Raw genomic sequence first — 22,136 nt, forward strand, 5'->3', positions numbered from 1 at the left:
CGTGGACTACATCGATACGACGGTCAGTTCGCAAACGGGTTGTGATCGGAGCCTGCTTGCGGGGTGCCGAAGGATCCGGGCGGCGGCGCCTGCGGCGCGGCGAACGGGTTGACGTCAGGTCCCCGTCCGCTTCCGCCGCCGAACGGATCGGGCGGTCCCGATTGCCCAGCGGCCGGTGCGCCCGCTTGTGCCCGCAGGGTGGCCAGACCGGCACCCAGCGTCTCGGTGATCTCGTCGGTGAACCGGGCCAGCGTCTGTTCGCCCGCATCGTCGCCGACGAGAACCACCACATGAGCCTGATCGGGATTGCCCCGCGGGTCGTGGACGATGAACCACCGGTTGTGGACGTTGAGCGGCAGCTTCGCGTCGGGCGCCGGGCCGAAGGTCTCGCCGGTCTTGCCCGCCGCGCCGACAGCGCCCTGCGCGCTGGCGACGACGAAGCCGGTGCCGAACGGAGACTTGCCGACCCGCGTGTCCAGCCGAACGCCGTCGCCGAGGACGAGGTGACGCGACGGCGTCGCCGTCCCGGGAACCAAGCGCACCAGATCGGTTTCTCGGAAGGCGAAGGGCTCGCCGTCGCGCAGAACCGAGGAACCGCTCGCCGTCACCGGGATGACCTCGGCGCGCAGCGTGCGGGCCGGGATGCGCGCGGTCCACCACTTCGCCAGATAGGCGAGGCCGAGGGGCACGAGTGGTCCGAGCAGCAACGCCACCAGGAACCCGAGGAGCGTGTTGGCGGTGTTCTGCTTCTTCGCCAACGTCGCGGTGAATTGCACTTCCATCGGCTTAGGCTCACCGGAGCCGTCGGCGCGCGCGGCCATCACCGTGACCGTGCCGTTCGCGTCGCCGCGCCCCTGGTTCGGAACCTTCAGCGTCAGGGGCAGCGTCGTCTGCTTTCCGTCGGCCGCTTTGAGGCAGTTCCCCCGGGTCGACGCGGTCGAGGTGACGGCCAGGCCGTCGCTCCCTTCCGGGGCGCCCAGCAGTTTGGTGGCTCCCTCGGGAACCCAGACACAGCCCGGGCCGGTGACCGCGAGAGTGGCCGTGGCCTCCCCCGACCCGGTGATGGTGCCGAAGTCGACGCGGGACGCCAGTTGCGGATAGCCGGCCGGCGGGTTGATCGTCACCGGCAGGTCGACCTCCATCGGCACCAGTGGGGTGCCGGCCACCCTCTTGCCCTTGGAGTCGCGGGCCGACGCCGTCGTCACCGACAGCTTCAGGCGCAGGGTCGCGGCGCCGGGCGCGACTCCGGACAGATCGACCGTGCGCGGCTGGGTCACCTTGTCCTTCTCGACGCCCGACGCGATCGGCACCGTCTCGCCGCCTTTGGTCACCAACTCGGCGTCGAAGGAGACCGTTCCGGGCAGTTTGTCCACCGCGACGGTCTCGCCCTTCTTGTTGGTGACCGCGAAGGTCATCTCCGTCGAACTCGCTCCGCTGCGCAGCTTCACTTTGTCCCGGTCGGGCCAGGCGGGCGAAAGGTCGCCGTACACGCGGATGTTCGACTGGGTTTGGGCGCTGACCGACTGTTCGGGCGACACGAAGACCAGGGCCCACACGCCGCGCCACTGTTGCGCGTCCGGGTTGGCCATCTCGATCGAGACCGATTTCGCACTCGGCGACGAATAGTTGATCGCCACGCCGCCGATGTCGAGCTTGCCCGCTTGCCCGGGTTGCAGACGGTGCTCGCTGCCGTCGGGTGAGACCAGGACCGGGGTCAACCCGGGAGTCGTCGCGTCGGCGATGATGCTGACGCTCGACACGGAGCGGTCGAGGACGAAGCGGTGTTTGGCGTCGTCGCACACGCGGTTGCCCGCGCAGGCCCCGCGGCGGGTCTCCAGGCCGGTTCCTCCGCCGAGGCGGGCGAAGGCCCAGACCAGGCTGTCGATGTCGGTCACCCGGTAGAACGCACCGGGCACGGGATCGGTGATCGTGCCGCACGTCCCGCCGCCGGGGGATTTCCCGGTCGCGATTGCCTGCATCAGGTTGAAGTCCGACGGGTTGGCTTGCGCGTCGAGCCCGATGGCGACGGTGATGACACCGGAGGAGCGCAACTGGTCCGCCGTCCCGCCCGGACGGCAGATCGCCTGTTCGGCGGCCTTCTTCATCGCGTTGCGATCGGCCGGCGAATTCAGTTCCTGGTCGGGCGCGAATTCTTTGTCGACCTGGCCGCGGTTCTGGTAGTCGAAGTCCAGTGCCCCGTCGGTGAACCAGACGATCATCTGGCACCCCGGCGCGGCGTCCGGCTTGCGCTTGGCGGCCAGCGATTCGGCCGCGTTCGCCAGCGCGGTGGCGTAGTCGGTGTCCCGTCCGGTGTTGCTGGCCTCCAGGCCGGCGAGGCCCTCGTTGACCGTCGGCAACGAGTCGGCGCTCAACGCGGTCCAGTCGGTGATCACCCGGTAGTTCTCGGCGAAGGCGGCCACCGACAGATCGACCGTCGCCCCGTCACGCGCGGCGGCGAGCTGCATCTGCCTGGCCAATTCCTTGGCCGCGGCCACCCGTGCGGCTTTCGCGTCGGAGCGCTTCAGGCTCAACGACTCGTCCATGAGGAACAGCACCTGCCCGCTGCGCTGACCGGCGACGCAGGCGGCGAACCGTGCGACCGCGGCATCGGAATCCTCGACCGGCTCGGCGTGCGCGGCCGTCCCGACCAGCAGCCCGGCGGGGGCGAGCAGGACCGCGAGCACGAGCGCGGAGATCCAACGCCTCAACTTTCCCCCTGTCATCTACAGCCGCCCTATCCAGAAGCCAACCGCGAGCGCCGTCACGGCGATCGCGAGGACCACCGCGCTGATCGCGACGATCCACAGCACCCCGGTCGATGCCGGGCGCGCGTACACCGTCTCGGTCTTGCGGGCGGTGTCGACGGCGACGAAACGAGAAATCAGCCAGATCGCGATCGGACCGGCGAACACCCATCCGAGTAGCGACCACCACCGGCCCCAGCCGATCGCGCCGACAATCCCCCCGACGACCGCGCAGACCGCGGCCGCAATCAGGATACCGTTCGGCGGGGAGGACACCGCGAGGACACCGGCCGACGAGGGGCCGCTGCCCGGCCGGGCCAACGGGTCGTACTGCGCCGTTGCCGCTTGCGCCTCGTGGCGGCCGGCGAACGGATCGCCGTAGGGCCCGCCGGGCTGTTCGCCCCCGTAGTGATCCCCGTAGGGGCTGCCGGCCGGAGCTTCATGCCTGCCCTGCCCGTGGCCGCCGGGATGTGCGTCGGGGCCCGGCTGCCACGGCTGACCCGCTTCGGGCGGCGGCGGCTGCTGCGGCTGCTGCGGGTACCCGCCCGGGTAGCCCGGCTGACCGCCCGCGGGCGGCTGGCCAGGTACTTGACCGGGCGCGGGCGATTGCCCCGGATCGTTGCCCGGGCCAAATGGATTGAACGACGACACGCTGACATGCTTTCACATGAGTGGCGCCGTCGGGTGACCCAGCCGAATGAATCGGAGCACGGTCGCACGTGCGTGCCGCACGCATCGCGGGAGACATGGGGGAATCACCGACCCACCGACCGCCGGTTCTGGCAGGATCGGCCCCATGATTCCTTTCCTCTGGCGCACCGCGACGACCGGCCTGACGCTGTGGCTGACCACCCTGCTCATTCCCGACAGCATGCATTTCGAATGGGGCACGGCATCGCAGACCTGGCAGAAGGTCGGGATCGTGCTCATCGTCGCGGCGATCTTCGGTGTGGTGAACGCCTTCATCAAGCCGGTCGTGCAGTTCCTGTCGATCCCCTTCTACATCCTGACCCTCGGCCTGTTCCACATCGTGATCAACGCCTTCATGCTGTGGCTGGTCTCGTGGTTCAGCAAGAAGGTCACCGGATGGGGCTTGATCGTCGACAGCTTCTGGTGGTCGGCGATCTGGGCGGCGATCATCGTCGCGATCGTCGGCATCGTCGTCACCGCCGTGACGGATCGTGTCGCCGGCACGGTGAAGGACTGACATGCGGCGCGGCGTGCGAGCCCTCCGTGTCACTGCCCTCGTCGCGGCCGTCGGTACCGCCGCGGCCGTACTGGTCGGGTGTGGATCGTCGACGCCTGCTGACCAGGCCCGCTCGGTGACGGTCGTCGGAAACGGGAAGGTCACCGGCGTTCCCGACACCCTGAGCGCCAACATCGGTGTCGAAGCCGAGGCGCCCGACGTTTCCGCCGCGATCAACGAGGCCTCGGACAAGATCACGAAGATCACCGACGCGGCCGTCGCGGCGGGCGTCGACCGCAAGGACGTGCAAACCCAGCAGGTGTCGATCAGCCCGCGCTACTCGACGCCGGGCGCGGGCGGCGGCACCTCGACGATCAGCGGCTACGAGGCGACAAACACGGTGTCGATCAAGGTCCGCGATCTGAGTAAGGCATCGAAGGTGCTCGGCGACACGGTGACCGCGGGCGGCAACAACACGCGGCTGTCCGGCGTCAGCTTCGCCATCGACGACGACTCCGCGCTGATGCGCAACGCACGAGAGGCCGCGTTCGCCGACGCCAAGGCACGGGCCGACCAGTACGCGCGCCTGGCGGGCGACAAGCTCGGCAAGGCCCTGGTGATCACCGAATCCAACGCCGTCGAGTCCCCGCCCCGCACGTACAGCCGCGGCGCACCGGATTCCGCCATGGCCGCGCCGGTGCCGATCGAGCCGGGCGAGCAGACGCTGAACTACTCGGTCACGGTTAAGTTCGCGCTGACCTGATCAGCTCCGAGCCTCCCGGGAGGGGCCATGCACGAGGCGCTCGCACCGTGGGCCGACTTCAACGTCGCGATCGCCGGCGCCAGCGCGGCCTTGGCCGGCCTCATCATCGTCGCGGTATCGGTGAACCTTGAGCGCATCCTCGTCTCACCGGCCATCCCGGCACGCACCGGCGCCGCCATCGGCGCGCTCACCCTGGCCGTCGCCGCCGCGTGCCTCGCGCTGATTCCCGACCAGTCGCTGTTTCTCCTCGGGCTGGAGATCCTGATCGGCGCCGTGCTGGTCGGCTGGCTGGCCCTGCTGGCCTCGCTACGGATCTACCGAATCGCCACCGCCGCACAGGACCCGCTGCTGCCCAAACCGCCCCGAATGTGGCCACCGGGCAAGATCGCCATGAGTGTGGCGTCTCCCCTGTTGTTCGTCATCGGCGGGGCCATCCTGCTGACCGGCGACGTGGCCGGTTTGAACTGGATCGCGGCCGGTTCGCTCACCGCGATCGTCGCCGGCGTCGCGCTCTCCTGGATCGTTCTGATCGAAGTGCGGCGCTGACCCCAGCCGGTTCGCCGACGACCGTCTGGCAGGGTTGAGACCATGCGCGCAGTCATCCAGCGGGTCAGCCGGGCACGGGTCGTCGTCGACGACGAGGTCGTCGGCGAACTGGAGCTGTCCGCAAACCGGCAGGGCCTCGTGGTCTTCGTCGGCGCGACCCATTCCGACACCGACGAGCAGGCGCACGCACTGGCCGACAAGGTGTGGCGGCTGCGGATCCTCGACGGCGACGAGCCGGGCCAGGCCAGCGCCTCCGATCTCGATGCCCCGATCCTCGTCGTCAGCCAGTTCACCCTCTACGCGAACACGGACAAGGGCAGGCGGCCGTCGTGGAACGCCGCGGCTCCCGCCGCGGTCGCCGAGCCGCTCGTCGACGCGGTGTCGGCACGGCTGCGTTCACTGGGGGCGACCGTGGCGACGGGACGTTTCGGTGCGCATATGCATGTCGACCTGGTCAACGACGGACCGGTCACGATCCTGCTGGATCTGTAGCGATCAGACGGGCCGCTGGGTGAGGATCCGCGGACCGTCGGCGGTCACCGCCACCGTGTGCTCCCAGTGCGCGGCGCGACTGCCGTCATCGGTGACGACGGTCCAATCGTCGTCGAGAATGCTGGTCTCCTCGGTGCCGAGCGTCAGCATCGGCTCGATGGCCAGCGTCGACCCGATCGCCAGACGAGGTCCGCGTCCCGGTTCCCCCTCGTTGGCCAGGAACGGCTCCAAGTGCATCTCGCGGCCGATGCCGTGGCCGCCGTAGCCGGCGACGATCCCGAAGTGGCGGCCGAACTTCTTGCTCGCCGCCCGCGTGCCCTGTTCGATCGCGTGGGAGATGTCGGTGAGACGTGCACCCTCGATCATGGCGGCGATACCGGCTTCCAGCGACAGCCGGGTCGCTTCGCTCAGCTCTTCGTCGGCCGTGGCCACCGAGCCGACCCCGTAAGTCCAGGCCGAGTCGCCGTGCCAGCCGTCGAGAATGGCGCCGCAGTCGATGGAGACCAGGTCGCCGTCGGCGAGGACAACCGTTTTCGACGGGATGCCGTGCACGACGACGTCGTTGACCGAGCTGCAGATCGAGCCGGGAAAGCCGTGGTAGCCCTTGAACGACGGGACGGCGCCGGCCTCGCGGATGACGGTCTCGGCGATCTCGTCGAGTTCGAGGGTGGACACTCCCGGCGCGGAAGCTTCTCGCACCGCGACGAGCGCACGGCCCACCACGGCACCCGCCTCGGCCATGGCGTCGAGCTCGCCGGCCGAGCGGAACGGGACGACGCCGCGGCGCCCGAACAGACCCATCGTTAGTCGGCGCCCGCTGCTACTTGGCGTCGACGCCGAGGGAAGTCAGCACGCGCTGATGCACTTCTTGCACCTCGCCAACGGCGTCGATCGACGTCACGTCGGCGCCGTAGTACTCGAGCAGCGGAGCGGTCTCGTTCTCGTAGACCGCGAGACGGTTGCGGATCACTTCCTCGCTGTCGTCGGCGCGGCCGCGGGCGAGCATCCGCTCGACGACGACGTCGGCGTCCACGGCGAAAGACAGCACCGCGTCCAGGTCGACGCCCATCTCCTTGAGTGCGTCGGCCTGCTCGATCGAGCGCGGAAAGCCGTCGAGGATGAACCCTCGTGCCGCGTCCGGCTCGGCGATGCGAGCGCGCACCATGTCGACGGTCACCTCCGAGGGGACCAGGTCGCCGGCGTCGAGGTACCGCTTGGCTTCCACACCGATCGCAGTGCCCTGCGAGATGTTCGCGCGGAACAGGTCGCCGGTCGAGATGTGCGGGATGCCGAGGGCCTCCGAGAGCAGCTCAGCCTGGGTGCCCTTGCCCGCTCCGGGCGGGCCGAGAATCACGAGTTTCAATTGAGGAACCCTTCGTACTTGCGCTGCATCAGCTGACTGTTGACCTGCTTCACCGTGTCGAGGGCGACCACGACCATGATGAGCAGCGCGGTACCGCCGAACGGCAGGTTCTGCAGGCCGCCGCTGTTGCCGACCTGCATGAACAGGTTAGGCAGAATCGCGATCAAGCCGAGGTAGATCGAACCGGGAAGCGTGATCCGCGACAGGACGTAACCCAGGTAGTCGGCGGTCGGCTGCCCGGGGCGGATGCCCGGGATGAAGCCGCCGTACTTCTTCATGTCGTCGGCGCGTTCCTGCGGGTTGAACGTGACCGCGACGTAGAAGTAGGTGAAGAAGATGATCATCAAGAAGTACGTGACGATGTAGACCGGGTCGCTCGGGTTCACCAGGTGCTGGTCGATGAAGGTCTGCCAGCGGCTCGGCTCGCCCTCGCCGCGCGTGAGCTGGCTGATCAGCATCGGCAGGTAGAGCAGCGACGACGCGAAGATCACCGGGATGACACCCGCCTGGTTGACCTTCAGCGGCAGATAGGTCGACGAACCGCCGAACATCTTGCGCCCGACCATCCGCTTGGCGTACTGGACGGGGATGCGGCGCTGGCCCATCTCGATGAACACCACGCCGGCGACGATGATGACACCCGCGACGATCACGAGCGAGAAGGCCACCGGGCCGCGGTCGTTGAGGATCATGCGACCCTCGGCCGGGATACGGGCCACGATGCCGGCGGTGATCAGCAGGGACATGCCGTTGCCGATGCCGCGCTCGGTGATCAACTCGCCGAACCACATGACGACCATGGCGCCGGCGACCATCACGATGACGATGATCGCGAGGCCGGTGATCGACTTGTCGGCGATGATCCCCTGCGCGTCACAGTTGGCCTGTCCCTGCAGCAGGTTGCCGTTCGCGGCGAGCGCGACGATGCCGGTGGCCTGAAGCAGCGCCAGCGCCACGGTCAGGTACCGCGTGTACTGCGTCATCTTGGCCTGACCGGCCTGGCCCTCCTTGCGGAGTTCCTCGAAGCGAGGGATGACCACGGTGAGCAGCTGCACGATGATGCTCGCCGTGATGTAGGGCATGATGCCGATCGCGAACACCGACAGCTGCAGCAGCGCGCCGCCGGAGAACATGTTGATCAGCGAGTAGATCTGCTGCTGCGTCGAGTCCTGGTTGGCCGGGTCGAGACACTCTTTCACGACCTTGAAGTCCACGCCCGGCGACGGGAGGGTCGCACCGAACCGGTACAGCACAAGGATAAAGAGGACGAAGAGGATCTTCTTCCTCAGTTCCGGCGTGCGGAACACGGCGACGAGGGGGGAGAACACTAATTCCTCCTAGTGGCGACCACTTCGGTTCGGGGCCTGGCGTTTCGGACTTGGCGCGGACGGATTCACCGTCGACGGCAACGCTGCAAACTCTAACAGTTGTCCGTCTGGCCAGTTCGCCGGTGCAGCGCTGGGAGCGCCGCACCGGCGACCGGCCGACATGACGTATTACAGCTCGGTGGTGCTGCCGCCTGCAGCGGCGATCTTTTCCTTCGCCGCCGCGGAGAACTTGTTGGCGGTGATGTCGAGCTTCACCGACAGCTCACCGTCGCCGAGCACCTTGACCAGCTGGTTCTTGCGCACGGCTCCCTTGGCGACGAGATCCTCGACGCCGACGGTGCCGCCCTTCGGGAAGAGTTCGGCGAGGTCACCGACGTTGACGACCTGGTACTCGACCCGGTTGCGGTTGGTGAAGCCCTTGAGCTTCGGCAGCCGCATGTGGATCGGCATCTGGCCGCCCTCGAACCCGGCGGGCACGTTCTTGCGGGCTTTGGTGCCCTTGGTGCCGCGACCGGCGGTCTTGCCCTTCGAGCCCTCACCGCGACCCACGCGGGTCTTCTCGGTCTTCGAACCCGGGGCGGGCCGAAGGTGGTGGAGTTTGATGGTCATTTCTTAAACCTCTTCGACAGTCACGAGGTGCCGGACCACGTTGATCAGGCCCCGGGTCTGCGGGTTGTCCTCGCGGGTGACGGACTTGCGGATGCCCTTGAGGCCAAGGGTGCGCAGGCTGTCACGCTGGTTGCTCTTGGTACCGATGGTGCTTTTGATCTGGGTGATCTTCAGCTGACCCACTTCAGTCTCCTTCTTGGCCACGACGCTCACGCTCCCTTGGCCGCAGCCGCGGCGGCACGGGCGCGCAGCATGCCGGCGGGCGCCACGTCCTCGACGGGCAGACCGCGCCGGGCAGCGACCTCTTCGGGGCGCTGCAGCAGCTTGAGGGCCGCCACGGTGGCGTGCACGACGTTGATCGCGTTGTCCGAGCCGAGGCTCTTGGCCAGCACGTCGGTCACGCCCGCGCACTCGAGCACGGCACGCACCGCGCCGCCGGCGATGACACCGGTACCGGGGCTGGCCGGGCGGAGCATCACGACACCGGCGGCGGCCTCACCCTGGACCGGGTGGGTGATCGTGCCGGCGATCATCGGGACGCGGAAGAAGTTCTTGCGAGCCTCTTCGACGCCCTTCTGGATCGCGGCCGGAACTTCCTTCGCCTTGCCGTAGCCGACACCGACCATGCCCTGGCCGTCGCCGACCACCACGAGGGCGGTGAAGCTGAAGCGGCGGCCGCCCTTGACGACCTTGGAGACGCGGTTGATGGTGACGACGCGCTCGAGGTGGTTGCGCTCCTCGCGGTCGCGCCCGCCTCCGCGGTTGTCGCGACGGTCGCCGCGTCCGCCGCGACGGTCGCCGCCGCGGTCGTTGCTGTTCGGGTTGTTGTTGGCGGGTCCGTTCCCGCCGTCACGCTGACGTCCGGGCATCAGAGGGTCCCTCCGTTGTTGATCAGGCAAATCGTGTATGTGGTCATCAGAACTTCAGGCCTCCCTCGCGGGCGGCGTCGGCGAGAGCCGCGATCCGGCCGTGGTAGCCGTGGCCACCGTGGTCGAAGACGACGTTCTCGACGCCGGCTGCCTTGGCGCGGCTGGCGATGAGCTCGCCCACCTTGGCGGCCTGGGCCGACTTGTCGCCGCCTGCCGACCGCACGTCCGCCTCGATCGAGGACGCGGCGGCCAGGGTGTGACCGGCCAGGTCGTCGACGAGCTGCACGTGGATGTGCCGGCTGCTGCGCTTCACGACGAGGCGCGGGCGCTGCGGGGTGCCGGCGATCTTCTTGCGCAGGCGGAAGTGACGGCGGTTGGTGGCGGTGCGGCGACGAGTCGACGCGTCCTTGCCGACCGGCTTGCGCTTCACAGTTGCTGTTTCACTCATGGCTTACTTACCCGTCTTTCCGACCTTGCGGCGGATCTGCTCGCCTTCATAGCGGATGCCCTTGCCCTTGTACGGGTCCGGGCGCCGCAGGCGGCGGATGTTCGCCGAGATCTGGCCGACCTTCTGCTTGTCAATGCCCGACACCGAGAACTTCGTCGGCGATTCCACCGCGAAGGTGATGCCTTCGGGAGCCTCGATCGGCACGGGGTGGCTGAAGCCCAGGGCGAACTCGAGGTCGCGGCCCTTGGCCTGCACGCGGTAGCCGACGCCGAAGATTTCCATGTTCGTCGTGTAGCCCTGCGTCACACCGACGACCAGGTTGTTGATCAGGCTGCGCGACAGGCCGTGCAGGGCACGGTTGCGGCGCTCGTCGTTGGGCCGGGTGACGACGATCTGCTTCTCCTCGATCGCGGCCTCGATCGGCTCGCTGATCGTGACGGCGAGCTCGCCCTTGGGGCCCTTGACCTTCACGTCCTGGCCGTCGATCGTGACGTCGACGCCGGCCGGGATCTCAATGGGGTTCTTACCAATTCGCGACATGTGCGTTCCCCTACCAGACGTAAGCGAGGACTTCGCCGCCCACGCCCTTGTTGGCTGCCTGGCGGTCGGTGAGCAGGCCCGACGACGTGGAGATGATCGCCACGCCGAGGCCGCCCAGCACCTTGGGCAGGTTGGTGGATTTCGCGTACACCCGCAGACCCGGCTTCGAGACGCGGCGCAGACCAGCGATGCTGCGCTCCCGGCTCGGGCCGTACTTCAGGGTGACGACGAGGCTCTTCCCGACGTTCGCGTCCTCGACGCGGTAGTCGGTGATGTAGCCCTCTTTCTTGAGGATCTCGGCGATGTTCGTCTTGATCTTCGACGACGGGAGGGTCACCTCGTCGTGGTACGCCGAGTTGGCGTTGCGCAGACGCGTCAAGAAGTCTGCGATCGGGTCAGTCATGGTCATGGTTGACCGTCAACCTTTCTCGTAGCGGTTCCCATACAGCGGCCGTGTGACCGGTGGGCCTTCCACGAAGTGGAGTTGTGCGTAGGTTCTTCCCTGTTGATGCCATTGGCTTTTCGCCGGCACCGACGGGGTATGAAGTTGTGGCTCCCAGGGGGCACAGTTCACCCCGGGCAACCGTTTCAGTGTAGAGAACCTGCTCCGAGAACCCAAATCCTCGCCGACGACGATTCCGTCACCGTCCGGATGGCCGTTTCGGCCGGTTACTAAACTGGATTAAGTCCAGATTAAATGGTAGAATTGACGTGTACGACAGCCCCAGAGGTATACCGGCACCACAGTGCCGAGAGAAGGAGTGATCACCATGACCACCACCGCACCGATCAAGGGCGTGCTCGCCGACGAGGCCCAGCGGGTCGTCGGCGATGCCCTGCAGGCGACGCTCGTCGACCTGATCGATCTGGGCCTGATCGCCAAGCAGGCCCACTGGAACGTCGTCGGCGTGAACTTCACCTCGGTTCACGAAGACCTCGACGAACTCGTCGACGTCACCCGCGAGTTCTCCGACGCCACCGCCGAGCGCGCCACCGCGATCGGTGTGAGCCCGGACGGCCGCTCCGAGACGGTCGCCAAGACCACCGGCGCCACCGGCATCGGCGAAGGCTGGATCAACGACACCAACGTCGTCGGCGTCATCGTCGAGAACCTGGCCGCGGTGATCGGCGGCATCCGAGAGCGCATCGAGCTCAGCGGCAAGTCCGACCCGGTCACCGAGGATCTGCTCATCGGGTTCGCCGCCCGCCTCGAGCAGCTCCACTGGATGTGGCAGGCCCGCCAGGCCTGATCAGCCCCCCACAGCGACGGCGCCGCGAACCACCCGGTTTGCGGCGCCGTCGGCGTTGCCGGGACCTTCTCCCCGATCTTCTCGTCGGACCCGGCGAATCGCCTTCGCGCCCCGGCGATCGGTACTACCGTTTGTAGTTATGGGCGGCCCCCCGGAAGTTCAAGGTCATGCAGCACAAGCCCTCCTAGATGTCGGCCGATTCTTCACCCGATGGGATGAGACCGCCGACGGTCGAGCGGTGTTCCGCAAGGGTGGGCGGGCCGGCGACATCTTCTACCGCGACCGCTGGAGCCACGACAAGATCGTCCGCTCCACCCACGGCGTCAACTGCACCGGTTCCTGCTCCTGGAAGGTGTACGTCAAGGACGGCATCATCACCTGGGAGACCCAGGAGACCGACTACCCCTCGGTCGGCCCCGACCGGCCCGAGTACGAGCCGCGTGGCTGCCCGCGCGGGGCTGCATTCTCCTGGTACACCTACTCCCCCACCCGAGTGCGCCACCCGTACGCCCGCGGCGTGCTGGTCGAGATGTACCGCGCGGCCAAGGCCAAGCTGGGCGACCCGGTGCTCGCGTGGGCCGACGTCACCGGCGACCCGCTGCGCCGCCGCTCGTATCAGCGCGCCCGCGGCAAGGGCGGCCTGGTGCGGGTGTCGTGGGACGAGGCGATCGAGATGGCTGCCGCCGCCCACGTGCACACGATCAAGACCTATGGCCCCGACCGGTGCACCGGGTTCTCGCCGATCCCGGCGATGTCGATGGTGAGCCACTGCGTGGGCACCCGGTTCATCCAGTTGATCGGCGGGGTCATGACCTCGTTCTACGACTGGTACGCCGATCTACCGGTGGCCAGTCCGCAGGTGTTCGGCGACCAGACCGACGTGCCGGAGTCCGGAGATTGGTGGGACGCCACCTATCTGATGATGTGGGGCTCCAACGTCCCGGTGACCCGCACGCCCGACGCGCACTGGATGGCCGAGGTCCGCTACCGCGGCACCAAGGTGGTGACGGTCTCGCCCGACTACGCCGACAACACCAAGTTCGCCGACGAGTGGCTGCCCGCACAGGCCGGCACCGACGGCGCCCTGGCCATGGCGATGGGGCACGTCATCCTCCGCGAGTACTTCGTCGACCGCACCACCGACTTCTTCGACGACTACGTCCGCAAGTACACCGACCTGCCCTTCCTCGTCGAGCTCGACGAGCACGAGCATGACGGCGCCGCCACGCTGATCCCCGGCAAATTCGTGACGGCCGACGGCGTGGGTCTGGGCACCGACGACGAGGACGCCTGGAAGACGGTCGTCATCGACGACGCGACCGACACCGTCGTCGCCCCCAACGGGTCGATGGGCTTCCGCTATGCCGAATCGGGCGAGGGCCGCTGGAACCTCGACCTGCAGGGCGTCACCCCACGGCTGAGCCTGTACGACGATCCGGCCGCCGAGCCGGTTGCGATCAGCGTCGCCGCCTTCGACGCCCCCGACGGGAGCGGCTCGGTCCTGCGGCGCGGCGTCCCGGCCCGCCGGATCAACGGAAAACTGGTCACGACGGTCTTCGACCTGATGCTCGCCCAGTACGGCGTCGGGCGCGACGGCCTGCCCGGCGACTGGGCCTCGGGCTACGACGACGCGACGACCCCGTACACACCGGCCTGGCAGGAGGAGATCACCAGTGTGCCGGCGCAGGCGGCGATCCGCGTCGCCCGCGAGTTCGCCACCAATGCCGTTGACTCGCAGGGCCGTTCGATGATCATCATGGGCGCCGGGATCTGTCAGTGGTTCCACGGCGACGCCACCTACCGGGCGATCCTGGCGCTGCTGAACCTCACCGGGTCCATGGGCCGCAACGGCGGCGGCTGGGCACACTACGTCGGGCAGGAGAAGTGCCGTCCGATCACCGGATGGATCTCACTGGCCAACGCACTGGACTGGTCGCGGCCGCCGCGCACGCAGCCGGGCACGTCGTTCTGGTACATGCACACCGATCAGTGGCGCAACGACGGCTACTCGACCACCGCGCTGGCCTCACCGCTGTCGCGCGGGGTGCTCGACCACCCGCACACCGCTGACGCGATCGCCCAGTCGGCGCGCCTGGGCTGGATGCCGTTCTACCCGCAGTTCTCCGCCAATCCCCTGCAGGTGGCCGACGACGCGCAGGCCGCGGTCGACGCAGGACAGGCCCCGTCGACCGGCGCATGGGTCGCCGACCAACTCCACCAGGGCGGTCTGACGCCGTCCATCAACGATGTCGACGCCCCGGAGAACTGGCCGCGCACCCTGGTGCTGTGGCGCTCGAACCTGCTGGGCTCCTCGGCCAAGGGCGACGAGTACTTCCTGCGCCACCTGCTGGGCACCGACCACAACGTGCTCGGCGTCGAGCATCCCGAAACCCCGCACCCGCGCGAGGTGGCGTGGCACGACGAGGCACCCGAGGGCAAGCTCGACCTGCTGCTGTCGGCGGACTTCCGGATGACCTCGACGACCCTGATGAGCGACATCGTGCTGCCGGCCGCCACCTGGTACGAGAAGCACGACCTCTCCTCGACCGACATGCACCCGTTCGTCCACGCCTTCACCCCGGCGATCGATCCGCCGTGGGAGGCCAAGAGCGACTTCGAGCTGTTCCACCTGTTGGCCGGTGAGCTGTCCCGCCAGGCCAAGACCCACCTGGGCACCGTCCGCGACCTGGTCGCCACCCCCAACCAGCACGACACCCCGGGCGAGACGGCCAACCCGCACGGCATCGTCGACGACTGGCTCGACTCCGGGCGCCCCGGCGTCCCGGGGAAGAACCTGCCCCAGTTCGTCGTCGTCGAGCGGGACTACACCGCCATCGCCGACAAGTTGGCCTCGGTCGGCCCGCTGGCAGACAAGCTGGGCTTCACCGTCAAGAACGTGACCTTCGACGTCGGGTCGCAGATGGCGAAGCTGGCCGCGCAGAACGGCGTGATGATGGGGGCGAACAGCCCGGCCAACGGGCGCCCGGCGATCGACACCGACGAGAAGCTGGCCGAGGCGATCCTGATGTTCTCCGGAACCACCAACGGCGAACTCGCCGTCGACGGGTTCGAGAAGCTCGAGGAGCGGACCGGCAAGCCCTTCGTCGACCTGGCCGCCGGGTCGGAGGAGAAGCGCATCACCTTCGCCGACACGCAGGACTCGCCGCAGCCGGTCATCACCTCGCCGGAGTGGTCGGGTTCGGAGACCGGCGGTCGGCGGTATGCGCCGTTCACGTTGAACATCGAGCGGGAGAAGCCGTTCCACACGCTGACCGGCCGGATGCACTTCTATCTCGATCACGACTGGATGCTCGACATCGGCGAATCGATGCCGCTGTACCGCCCGCCGTTGGACATGCACCGGTTGTTCGGCGAGCCGAAGCTCGGCCCGACCGGCGAGATGGAGATCGCGGTCCGGTACCTGACCCCGCACAACAAGTGGTCGATCCACTCGGAGTACCAGGACAACCTGTTCATGCTGTCGCTGTCGCGCGGCGGCCCGACGGCGTGGCTGTCGCCGGAGGACGCGGCGGCGATCGGCGTCGAGGACAACGACTGGATCGAGTGCGTCAACGCCAACGGCGTCTTCGTCGGACGCGCGGTCGTCAGCCACCGCATCCCCGCCGGGGTGACCTACGTGCACCACGCGCAGGAGCGCACCATCGACGTCCCCAAGTCGGAGGCGACCGGCAAGCGCGGCGGCATCCACAACTCGGTGACGCGGCTGCTGGTCAAACCGTCGCACCTGATCGGCGGGTATGCGCAGCTGTCCTACGCCTTCAACTATCTCGGGCCGACGGGCAACCAGCGCGACATCGTGTCGGTCATCCGCCGCCGCAGCCAGGAGGTGACCTACTGATGCGAGTCATGGCACAGGTCGCGATGGTGATGAACCTCGACAAATGCATCGGCTGCCACACATGCTCGGTGACCTGCAAGCAGGCATGGACCAACCGCGCCGGCACCGAGTACGTCTGGTTCAACAACGTGGAGACCCGCCCGGGCCAGGGCTATCCGCGTCGCTACGAGGATCAGGACACCTGGCGCGGCGGCTGGACCCTCAACCGCAAGGGCAAGCTGCGGCTGCTCGCCGGCGGTCGGATCCAGAAGCTGGCCACGATCTTCTCCAGCCCGGTGCAGCCGACGCTGGACGACTACTACGAGCCGTGGACCTACGACTACGAGAACCTCATCAGCGCCCCGCTCGGCGATGACATCCCGGTGGCGCGGCCCAAGTCGCTGATCACCGGCGAGGACATGAAGATCAGCTGGTCGGCCAACTGGGACGACAACCTCGGCGGCAGCGCCGCGACCGGCGCACTCGACCCCGTCCTCCAGAAACTCGCCGACGACGCAGGCGAGCAGATCAAGCTGTCCTTCGAGCAGACCTTCATGTTCTACCTGCCGCGGATCTGCGAGCACTGCCTCAACCCGTCGTGCATGGCCTCCTGCCCGTCGGGCGCGATCTACAAGCGCTCCGAGGACGGCATCGTCCTGGTCGACCAGGATCGCTGCCGCGGCTGGCGGCAGTGCATCACCGGCTGCCCGTACAAGAAGATCTACTTCAACCACCGCACCGGCAAGGCCGAGAAGTGCACCTTCTGCTACCCGCGCATCGAGGTCGGCCAGCCCACGGTCTGCTCGGAGACCTGCGTCGGGCGACTGCGCTACATCGGCCTGTTCCTCTACGACGCCGACCGCGTCACCGAGGCGGCGTCGGTGCCCGACGAGCGCGACCTCTACGAGGCGCAGCTCGACCTGATGCTCGATCCGTCCGACCCCGCGGTGGTCGCCGCCGCCCGAGCAGGCGGGATCCCCGACGACTGGATCGATGCGGCCCGACGGTCGCCGGTGTACGCGCTGGCCAAGAAGTACCGAGTGGCCCTGCCGCTGCATCCGGAGTACCGGACGATGCCGATGGTCTGGTACGTGCCGCCGCTGTCGCCGATCGTCGACCTGCTCACCGGGCAGGGCCACGACGGCGAGAGTCATGAGAACCTCTTCGGCGCGATCGACACCCTGCGGATTCCCGTCGAGTACCTCGCGGAACTGTTCAGCGCGGGCGATACCGCCGTCGTCACCGGGGTGCTGCGCAAACTCGCCGGCATGCGGTCTTACATGCGTGACATCGCCCTGGGCCGGGAACCGAATCCGTTGATCCCGGCGTCGGTCGGCATGGACGAGGAATCCATGGTCGAGATGTACCACCTGATGGCGATCGCCAAGTACGCCGATCGATACGTGATCCCGACCGCCCACGTCGAGCAGGGCCACCAGTTGGAGGAGATGGCGTGCTCGCTCGACTACGACGACGGGCCGGGCATGTACGAATCGGGCCCGTTCGGCGAGGCCAGCGGCACCGTCATGCCGGTGTCGGTGGAGACCTTCCAGGCACTACAGCAACGCCAGACCAGTGATCGCGCCGCCGACGCCGGGTCCCTTCGGGACCGCGTCAACCTGCTGAACTGGGATGGCAACGGGACACCGACCGGACTCTTCCCGGGAGACCGCTGATGCGTAACCTGTTCGCAGCCACCGCCGCCCGCACCCGCCGCCTGGTCGCCGAGGCCGATGACCGCGTCGCCTATCAAGTCGCCTCTTGGTGTCTGCAGTACCCCGACGACGAGGTGCTCGGCCGTGCGGAGTTGTTGCGCGCGGCGCTCGCCGAGCAACCGCCGTCGGCCGCCGTCACTGCGCTGACCCGGTTCGTCGACCGGATCGCCGCATCCGATCCCACCGCGTCGCGCCGCGAGTACGTCGACGTGTTCGACCTCTCGCGCCGCCAGACCCTTTACCTCACCTATTGGTCCCACGGGGACACCCGGCGCCGGGGCTCGGCGCTCGCCCAGATCAAGCGGCGCTACCGCGACGCTGGGTTCCTCGTCGACACCCGGGGCGAGTTGACCGACTACCTGCCGATCATGTTGGAGTTCGCCGCTCGCGTCGACCCGCGCAGCGGGCGGGAGCTGCTGATCGAGAATCGTGCCGGACTGGAGTTGATCCGACTGGCGCTGATCGAGCAGGACTCGCCCTACGCCGAGGTGCTCGCAGCGGTGTGCGCCACGCTGCCGGGCGAGTCCCCCGCCGACAAGGCTAGCGCCCTGGCACTGCGGGGTGCCCCCGAGACCGTCGAACAGGTCGGCCTCGAGGCCGGCGATCCGCGCCTCATGCCGTTGTTCACGACCGCCGAGATGGCGGCACCATCGCCTGCGGGAAGGAGCCGACGATGAGCATCTTCCTGTGGGGCGTCCTGCCGTACCTGACCCTCGTCGCGGTGATCGGCGGAACGATCTGGCGCTACCGGTACGACAAATTCGGGTGGACCACGCGTTCCTCCGAGCTCTACGAGTCGCGCCTGCTGCGGATCGGCTCGCCGCTGTTCCACTACGGGATCCTGGCGGTGATCGCCGGTCACGCCATGGGCCTGGTCATCCCGGAATCCTGGACCCAGGCGGTGGGCATCAGCGAAACGGCCTACCACTGGGTCGCGGCGGGCGGCGGCATAGTCGCCGCGGCGGCCACCCTGATCGGCGTGGCGATCCTGATCTACCGGCGGCGCACCGTCGGTCCGGTGTTCGCCGCGACCACCGCCAACGACAAGCTGATGTACCTGGTGCTGGTGTCCGCCCTGGTGGCCGGCACCTATCTCACGATCGTCGGCCTGATCGACCCGCACGGCCCCGGCGTGAACTACCGCGAAACCGTCTCCCCGTGGTTCCGTTCGATCTTCTTCCTGCAGCCCGACATCGCCGCGATGGAGGCGGCGCCGCTGCGCTTCCACGTGCACGTGGTGATCGGGATGCTGATGTTCATCCTGGTTCCGTTCACGCGGCTCGTGCACATCTTCACCGCACCGCTGCACTACCTGTTCCGGCCCTACATCGTCTACCGCAGCCGCGACGTGAAGCGCACCCCCGGCGCCGGGCGGAACTCTGAGGCGTGGGCCCCCATCGGCACATCGGATCGAGACCGCTCATGACCACCGAGGCAGCTCCCCCGCCGACGTCGACGGTGCACCGGGACCAGACGAAGAACCTGGTGCTGGCCACCCTGGCGTTCGCCATCACCTTCTGGGCGTGGAACCTCATCGCCCCCCTGGGCGTCTTCTACGCGAGCCCCGACCAGATGAACCTCAGCTCGTCGCAGAAGTCGATCCTCATCGCCGTGCCCATCCTCGTCGGATCGCTCGGGCGGATCGTCGTGGGTGTGCTGACACCGCGGTTCGGCGGGCGTGTGATGTTCACGGCACTGTCGTTGCTGTCGGTGCCGTTCGTCCTGCTGCTGGCCGTCGCCGGGGAGATGAAGTCCTACCCGATGATGGTGGTCGTCGGCTTCTTCTTGGGAGTCGCCGGTACCAGCTTCGCCGCCGGCATCCCGTTCCTCAACAACTGGTACGAGGCCAACCGCCGCGGGTTCGCCACCGGCGTATTCGGCGCCGGCATGGGCGGCACCGCGTTGTCTGCCTTCTTCACCCCGCGTTTCCGGGAGTGGTTCGGCTACTTCCCGGCCCACGTCATCATCGCCGTCGCCCTCGTGGTCGTAGCAATAGCGTGCTGGCTCTGGATGAGCGACGCACCGTCGTGGTCGCCGAACACCGAGCCCGCGCTTCCCAAGCTCGTCGACGCGCTGAAACTGCCCATCACCTGGCAGATGTCGCTGCTCTACGCCGCGGCCTTCGGCGGCTTCGTCGCGTTCTCCACGTACCTGCCGACCTATCTCAACGACGTCTACGACATCGCCGATCTGAAGTCGGCCGGTGCCCGCACGGCGGGCTTCGCACTCGCCGCGGTGATCGCCCGGCCGATCGGCGGCGCCCTGTCGGATCGGTTCGGTCCGCGGCTGATCACCGCCATCTCGTGCGGTGGTGCGGCGGTGCTCGCGGTCTGGATGATCGCCAAGCCGACGATGCCGTGGCTGGCCGGCGTCGACTTCATCCTCATGGCCGTGATGATGGGGATGGGAGCCGGCTCGGTCTTCGCCTGGGTCGCGATCTCGGCACCGCCCGCCCGGGTCGGCGCCGTCACCGGACTGGTCGGCGCGGCCGGGGGCCTCGGCGGTTTCTTCCCACCGCTGATCATGGGCGCCACCTACGACGAGGTGTCCCACAGCTACACGCTCGGCCTAGGGCTGCTCGTCGCGGCCGCCGGCGCCGCGTGCCTGTTCACCATCTTCGGTATTCCCAAGGCCCCCACCGAGACTGGCGATGCGCAGGCGAGGCCTACGTGACGTCCCAGAAGGAACAGCCCCCGACGGAAAGGCCCGCCCGATGAGCACTGTCTCGCTATCCACCCTCGGCTCGGAACTGCTGGCGGATGCGCATGCCCACAAGTCCGGGCGAGCGGCGCGCACCGTCCGCGGCCATGGCGACCACCGGCTGCGCCACACGGTAATCGCCATGACCGGCGGCAGCCGGCTGAGCGATCACGAAAGTCCGGACGAGGCCACCCTGCTGGTGCTGCGCGGCAAGGTGCACATCACCTCGGCCGAGCAGACGTGGCCCGCCGCCCAGGGCGATCTGCTCGATATCCCGCCGGTCCGGCACGGCCTAGCGGCCGACGAGGACTCAGTGGTCCTGCTGACGGTCAGGCTGTAGCCATGGCCGATGGACTGAACGGCAAGGTCGCCCTCATCACCGGCGCCGCCCGCGGCCAGGGACGCAGCCATGCCCTGCGCCTGGCCCGCGATGGCGCCGACATCATCGCCATCGACATCTGCGGCGAGGTGGAGAACGCCGGCTATCCGATGGCCACCCGCGAGGAGTTGGCGGAGACCGAGCGGCTGGTGGCCGAACTGGGCCGCCGGATCAGCACTCACGTCGCCGATGTGCGCGATCGGACCGCCCTGCAGGAGGCGGTCGCCACGGGAATCGCCGCGCTCGGCCGCATCGACATCGTGGTGGCCAACGCCGGTATCAGCCCCGTCGGCGAGCAGCACCCGCCGGTCACCTGGCTGGGCACCGTGGCGGTGAATCTCGGCGGCACGATCAACACCCTCGAGGCGACGCTTCCGCACCTGCAGGCCGGCGGCGCGATCGTCTGCGTCAGCTCGATGGCCGCCTTCATGCCCGGTTTCGAATCCAAGGAGGCCGGTTTCGGCGCCCATTCCAAGAAGGCCGTCGCCCGGTTGGTCCACGATCTCGCCCGCAGCCTCGCCCCGCGCGACATCCGGGTCAACGCCGTGCACCCCGGCAACATCGACACCCCGATGGTCCACAACGACGGGCTCTACCGCCTGTTCCGCCCGGATGTGGAGAATCCCACCTTCGACGATGTCGAAGGCGTCTTCGCCACGCTGCACAACATGCCGGTGGCCCTGTTGCCACCGGAGCAGATCAGCGAAGCCGTGGCGTACCTGGTGTCCGACGGCGCCCGCTATGTCACCGGGCAGCAGTTGAAGGTCGAGGCCGGGGCCCTGCTCAAGTCCCTGCCGTCGGGCGTGCCCGACTGATCGGAATCATTGTCAGACCCCGGTGGTCCAATGAAACGCACCTCGAACAAAGGAGCGAACAATGACCCACCGGACCCACAATCAGGATTCCCTCCCCGACCGGCACCCGGACCCGCTGATCAACGAGACACTCCAGCGGGTGCACCGCAACGGATGGGCGGCCGTCGCCGTGAGCGAGCACTGCGATCACCGATCACCGGACTGCGAAGGGCCCGAGACTCCGTTCGCCTACACCATCGGAGCACCGCTGCACGAAGTCGCCGAGCTCGCCGTCTACGGACTCGACCCGCAAACCTCGTACAACCTGCTCGCCGAGGTCCTCGGCCAGCTGCACACCTACCAGTGGGACAAGATCGTCGATGCCAACGCGACGCTCAACAGCGATGTCCTCGATCTACCGGTTCGGCTGGTCGCGATGATCGACTCCTCCGACCTGATCGTCAGCAAGGCGTTGTTCCCCGATGCGCCAGCCGTCCAGATCGTCTGGCCGGACCCGTGCGGGGTGTTCCCGTGCGAGGCCGGCTACCGCCTGCCGAGCATTGACCAACCCC

Annotated in this window: 24 protein-coding genes; 13 read left to right on the plus strand and 11 right to left on the minus strand. The window is 68.0% G+C overall.

Annotation, left to right across the window (positions count from 1 at the left end):
- Nucleotides 1–23: 23 nt before the first annotated feature.
- Both GOARA_RS02705 and GOARA_RS19630 read right to left on the minus strand, forming a co-directional pair.
- Nucleotides 24–2,723, minus strand: coding sequence for a VWA domain-containing protein (locus GOARA_RS02705; RefSeq protein ID WP_007320750.1), 2,700 nt, complete (start codon nucleotides 2,721–2,723; stop codon nucleotides 24–26).
- Nucleotides 2,724–3,395: a hypothetical protein gene (locus GOARA_RS19630; protein WP_007320751.1), complete on the minus strand. Its 672-nt coding sequence runs from the start codon at nucleotides 3,393–3,395 to the stop codon at nucleotides 2,724–2,726.
- A gap of 145 nt (nucleotides 3,396–3,540) precedes the next feature.
- On the opposite strand from GOARA_RS19630, the gene GOARA_RS02715 reads away from it, so the two are divergent.
- From GOARA_RS02715 to dtd, 4 genes are read left to right on the plus strand one after another with little or no spacing between them, the layout of a single operon-like run.
- The gene (locus GOARA_RS02715) at nucleotides 3,541–3,951 is read left to right on the plus strand and encodes a phage holin family protein (protein ID WP_007320752.1); all 411 of its coding nucleotides are present in this window, start codon (nucleotides 3,541–3,543) and stop codon (nucleotides 3,949–3,951) included.
- 1 nt (nucleotide 3,952) lies between these two features.
- The gene (locus GOARA_RS02720; protein ID WP_007320753.1) at nucleotides 3,953–4,693 is read left to right on the plus strand and encodes an SIMPL domain-containing protein; all 741 of its coding nucleotides are present in this window, start codon (nucleotides 3,953–3,955) and stop codon (nucleotides 4,691–4,693) included.
- 27 nt (nucleotides 4,694–4,720) lie between these two features.
- Complete coding sequence (locus GOARA_RS18790; protein ID WP_007320754.1) at nucleotides 4,721–5,239, plus strand: hypothetical protein; 519 nt, start codon at nucleotides 4,721–4,723, stop codon at nucleotides 5,237–5,239.
- 42 nt (nucleotides 5,240–5,281) lie between these two features.
- Entirely contained in the window at nucleotides 5,282–5,731 is a 450-nt protein-coding gene (dtd, locus tag GOARA_RS02730) for a D-aminoacyl-tRNA deacylase (RefSeq protein ID WP_007320755.1), read from the plus strand.
- Between the two features lie 3 nt (nucleotides 5,732–5,734).
- Here the strand turns inward: dtd and map are convergent, their stop codons facing one another.
- The 9 genes from map to rpsH all read right to left on the minus strand — a co-directional run bounded on the left by map (nucleotide 5,735) and on the right by rpsH (nucleotide 11,297).
- Entirely contained in the window at nucleotides 5,735–6,532 is a 798-nt protein-coding gene (gene map / locus GOARA_RS02735; protein WP_007320756.1) for a type I methionyl aminopeptidase, read from the minus strand.
- A gap of 19 nt (nucleotides 6,533–6,551) precedes the next feature.
- A complete protein-coding gene (locus tag GOARA_RS02740; protein WP_007320757.1) occupies nucleotides 6,552–7,094 on the minus strand; it encodes an adenylate kinase in 543 nt (180 codons plus the stop codon).
- Complete coding sequence (gene secY / locus GOARA_RS02745; protein WP_007320758.1) at nucleotides 7,091–8,422, minus strand: preprotein translocase subunit SecY; 1,332 nt, start codon at nucleotides 8,420–8,422, stop codon at nucleotides 7,091–7,093. The genes GOARA_RS02740 and secY overlap by 4 nt, the downstream gene beginning before the upstream one ends.
- A 168-nt stretch (nucleotides 8,423–8,590) precedes the next feature.
- Nucleotides 8,591–9,031, minus strand: a complete 441-nt coding sequence (gene rplO / locus GOARA_RS02750) for a 50S ribosomal protein L15 (RefSeq protein WP_007320759.1) — start codon at nucleotides 9,029–9,031, stop codon at nucleotides 8,591–8,593.
- Nucleotides 9,032–9,034: 3 nt separating this feature from the next.
- Nucleotides 9,035–9,214 (minus strand): 50S ribosomal protein L30, encoded by a 180-nt coding sequence (rpmD, locus tag GOARA_RS02755; protein ID WP_040521523.1) that lies wholly within the window; start codon nucleotides 9,212–9,214, stop codon nucleotides 9,035–9,037.
- A gap of 26 nt (nucleotides 9,215–9,240) precedes the next feature.
- Entirely contained in the window at nucleotides 9,241–9,900 is a 660-nt protein-coding gene (rpsE, locus tag GOARA_RS02760) for a 30S ribosomal protein S5 (RefSeq protein WP_007320761.1), read from the minus strand.
- A gap of 46 nt (nucleotides 9,901–9,946) precedes the next feature.
- A complete protein-coding gene (rplR, locus tag GOARA_RS02765; RefSeq protein WP_007320762.1) occupies nucleotides 9,947–10,348 on the minus strand; it encodes a 50S ribosomal protein L18 in 402 nt (133 codons plus the stop codon).
- 3 nt (nucleotides 10,349–10,351) lie between these two features.
- Nucleotides 10,352–10,888 (minus strand): 50S ribosomal protein L6, encoded by a 537-nt coding sequence (rplF, locus tag GOARA_RS02770; RefSeq protein WP_007320763.1) that lies wholly within the window; start codon nucleotides 10,886–10,888, stop codon nucleotides 10,352–10,354.
- A gap of 10 nt (nucleotides 10,889–10,898) precedes the next feature.
- Nucleotides 10,899–11,297 (minus strand): 30S ribosomal protein S8, encoded by a 399-nt coding sequence (rpsH, locus tag GOARA_RS02775; RefSeq protein ID WP_007320764.1) that lies wholly within the window; start codon nucleotides 11,295–11,297, stop codon nucleotides 10,899–10,901.
- Between the two features lie 361 nt (nucleotides 11,298–11,658).
- Here rpsH and GOARA_RS02780 point away from each other — a divergent pair, with 361 nt between their 5' ends.
- The 9 genes from GOARA_RS02780 to GOARA_RS02820 all read left to right on the plus strand — a co-directional run.
- A complete protein-coding gene (locus tag GOARA_RS02780) occupies nucleotides 11,659–12,138 on the plus strand; it encodes a Dps family protein (protein ID WP_007320765.1) in 480 nt (159 codons plus the stop codon).
- A 139-nt stretch (nucleotides 12,139–12,277) separates the two neighbouring features.
- Nucleotides 12,278–15,997 (plus strand): nitrate reductase subunit alpha, encoded by a 3,720-nt coding sequence (locus GOARA_RS02785; protein WP_040521513.1) that lies wholly within the window; start codon nucleotides 12,278–12,280, stop codon nucleotides 15,995–15,997.
- Nucleotides 15,997–17,652 carry a nitrate reductase subunit beta gene (gene narH / locus GOARA_RS02790; RefSeq protein WP_007320767.1) on the plus strand — a complete coding sequence of 552 codons (1,656 nt, stop codon included), beginning with the start codon at nucleotides 15,997–15,999 and terminating at the stop codon, nucleotides 17,650–17,652. Before GOARA_RS02785 ends, narH begins: the two co-directional genes overlap by 1 nt.
- A complete protein-coding gene (gene narJ / locus GOARA_RS02795; protein WP_007320768.1) occupies nucleotides 17,652–18,368 on the plus strand; it encodes a nitrate reductase molybdenum cofactor assembly chaperone in 717 nt (238 codons plus the stop codon). Before narH ends, narJ begins: the two co-directional genes overlap by 1 nt.
- Nucleotides 18,365–19,117, plus strand: a complete 753-nt coding sequence (narI, locus tag GOARA_RS02800; protein WP_007320769.1) for a respiratory nitrate reductase subunit gamma — start codon at nucleotides 18,365–18,367, stop codon at nucleotides 19,115–19,117. Before narJ ends, narI begins: the two co-directional genes overlap by 4 nt.
- Nucleotides 19,114–20,364, plus strand: a complete 1,251-nt coding sequence (locus GOARA_RS02805) for an MFS transporter (protein WP_007320770.1) — start codon at nucleotides 19,114–19,116, stop codon at nucleotides 20,362–20,364. The genes narI and GOARA_RS02805 overlap by 4 nt, the downstream gene beginning before the upstream one ends.
- A gap of 40 nt (nucleotides 20,365–20,404) precedes the next feature.
- Nucleotides 20,405–20,731, plus strand: coding sequence for a cupin domain-containing protein (locus GOARA_RS02810; protein ID WP_007320771.1), 327 nt, complete (start codon nucleotides 20,405–20,407; stop codon nucleotides 20,729–20,731).
- Nucleotides 20,732–20,733: 2 nt separating this feature from the next.
- A complete protein-coding gene (locus tag GOARA_RS02815; protein ID WP_007320772.1) occupies nucleotides 20,734–21,585 on the plus strand; it encodes a mycofactocin-coupled SDR family oxidoreductase in 852 nt (283 codons plus the stop codon).
- Between the two features lie 61 nt (nucleotides 21,586–21,646).
- On the plus strand, nucleotides 21,647–22,136 hold a 490-nt coding region (locus GOARA_RS02820; protein ID WP_007320773.1), incomplete at its 3' end, for a DUF4262 domain-containing protein.

The sequence above is a fragment of the Gordonia araii NBRC 100433 genome (assembly GCF_000241265.1).
GTDB lineage: Bacteria > Actinomycetota > Actinomycetes > Mycobacteriales > Mycobacteriaceae > Gordonia > Gordonia araii.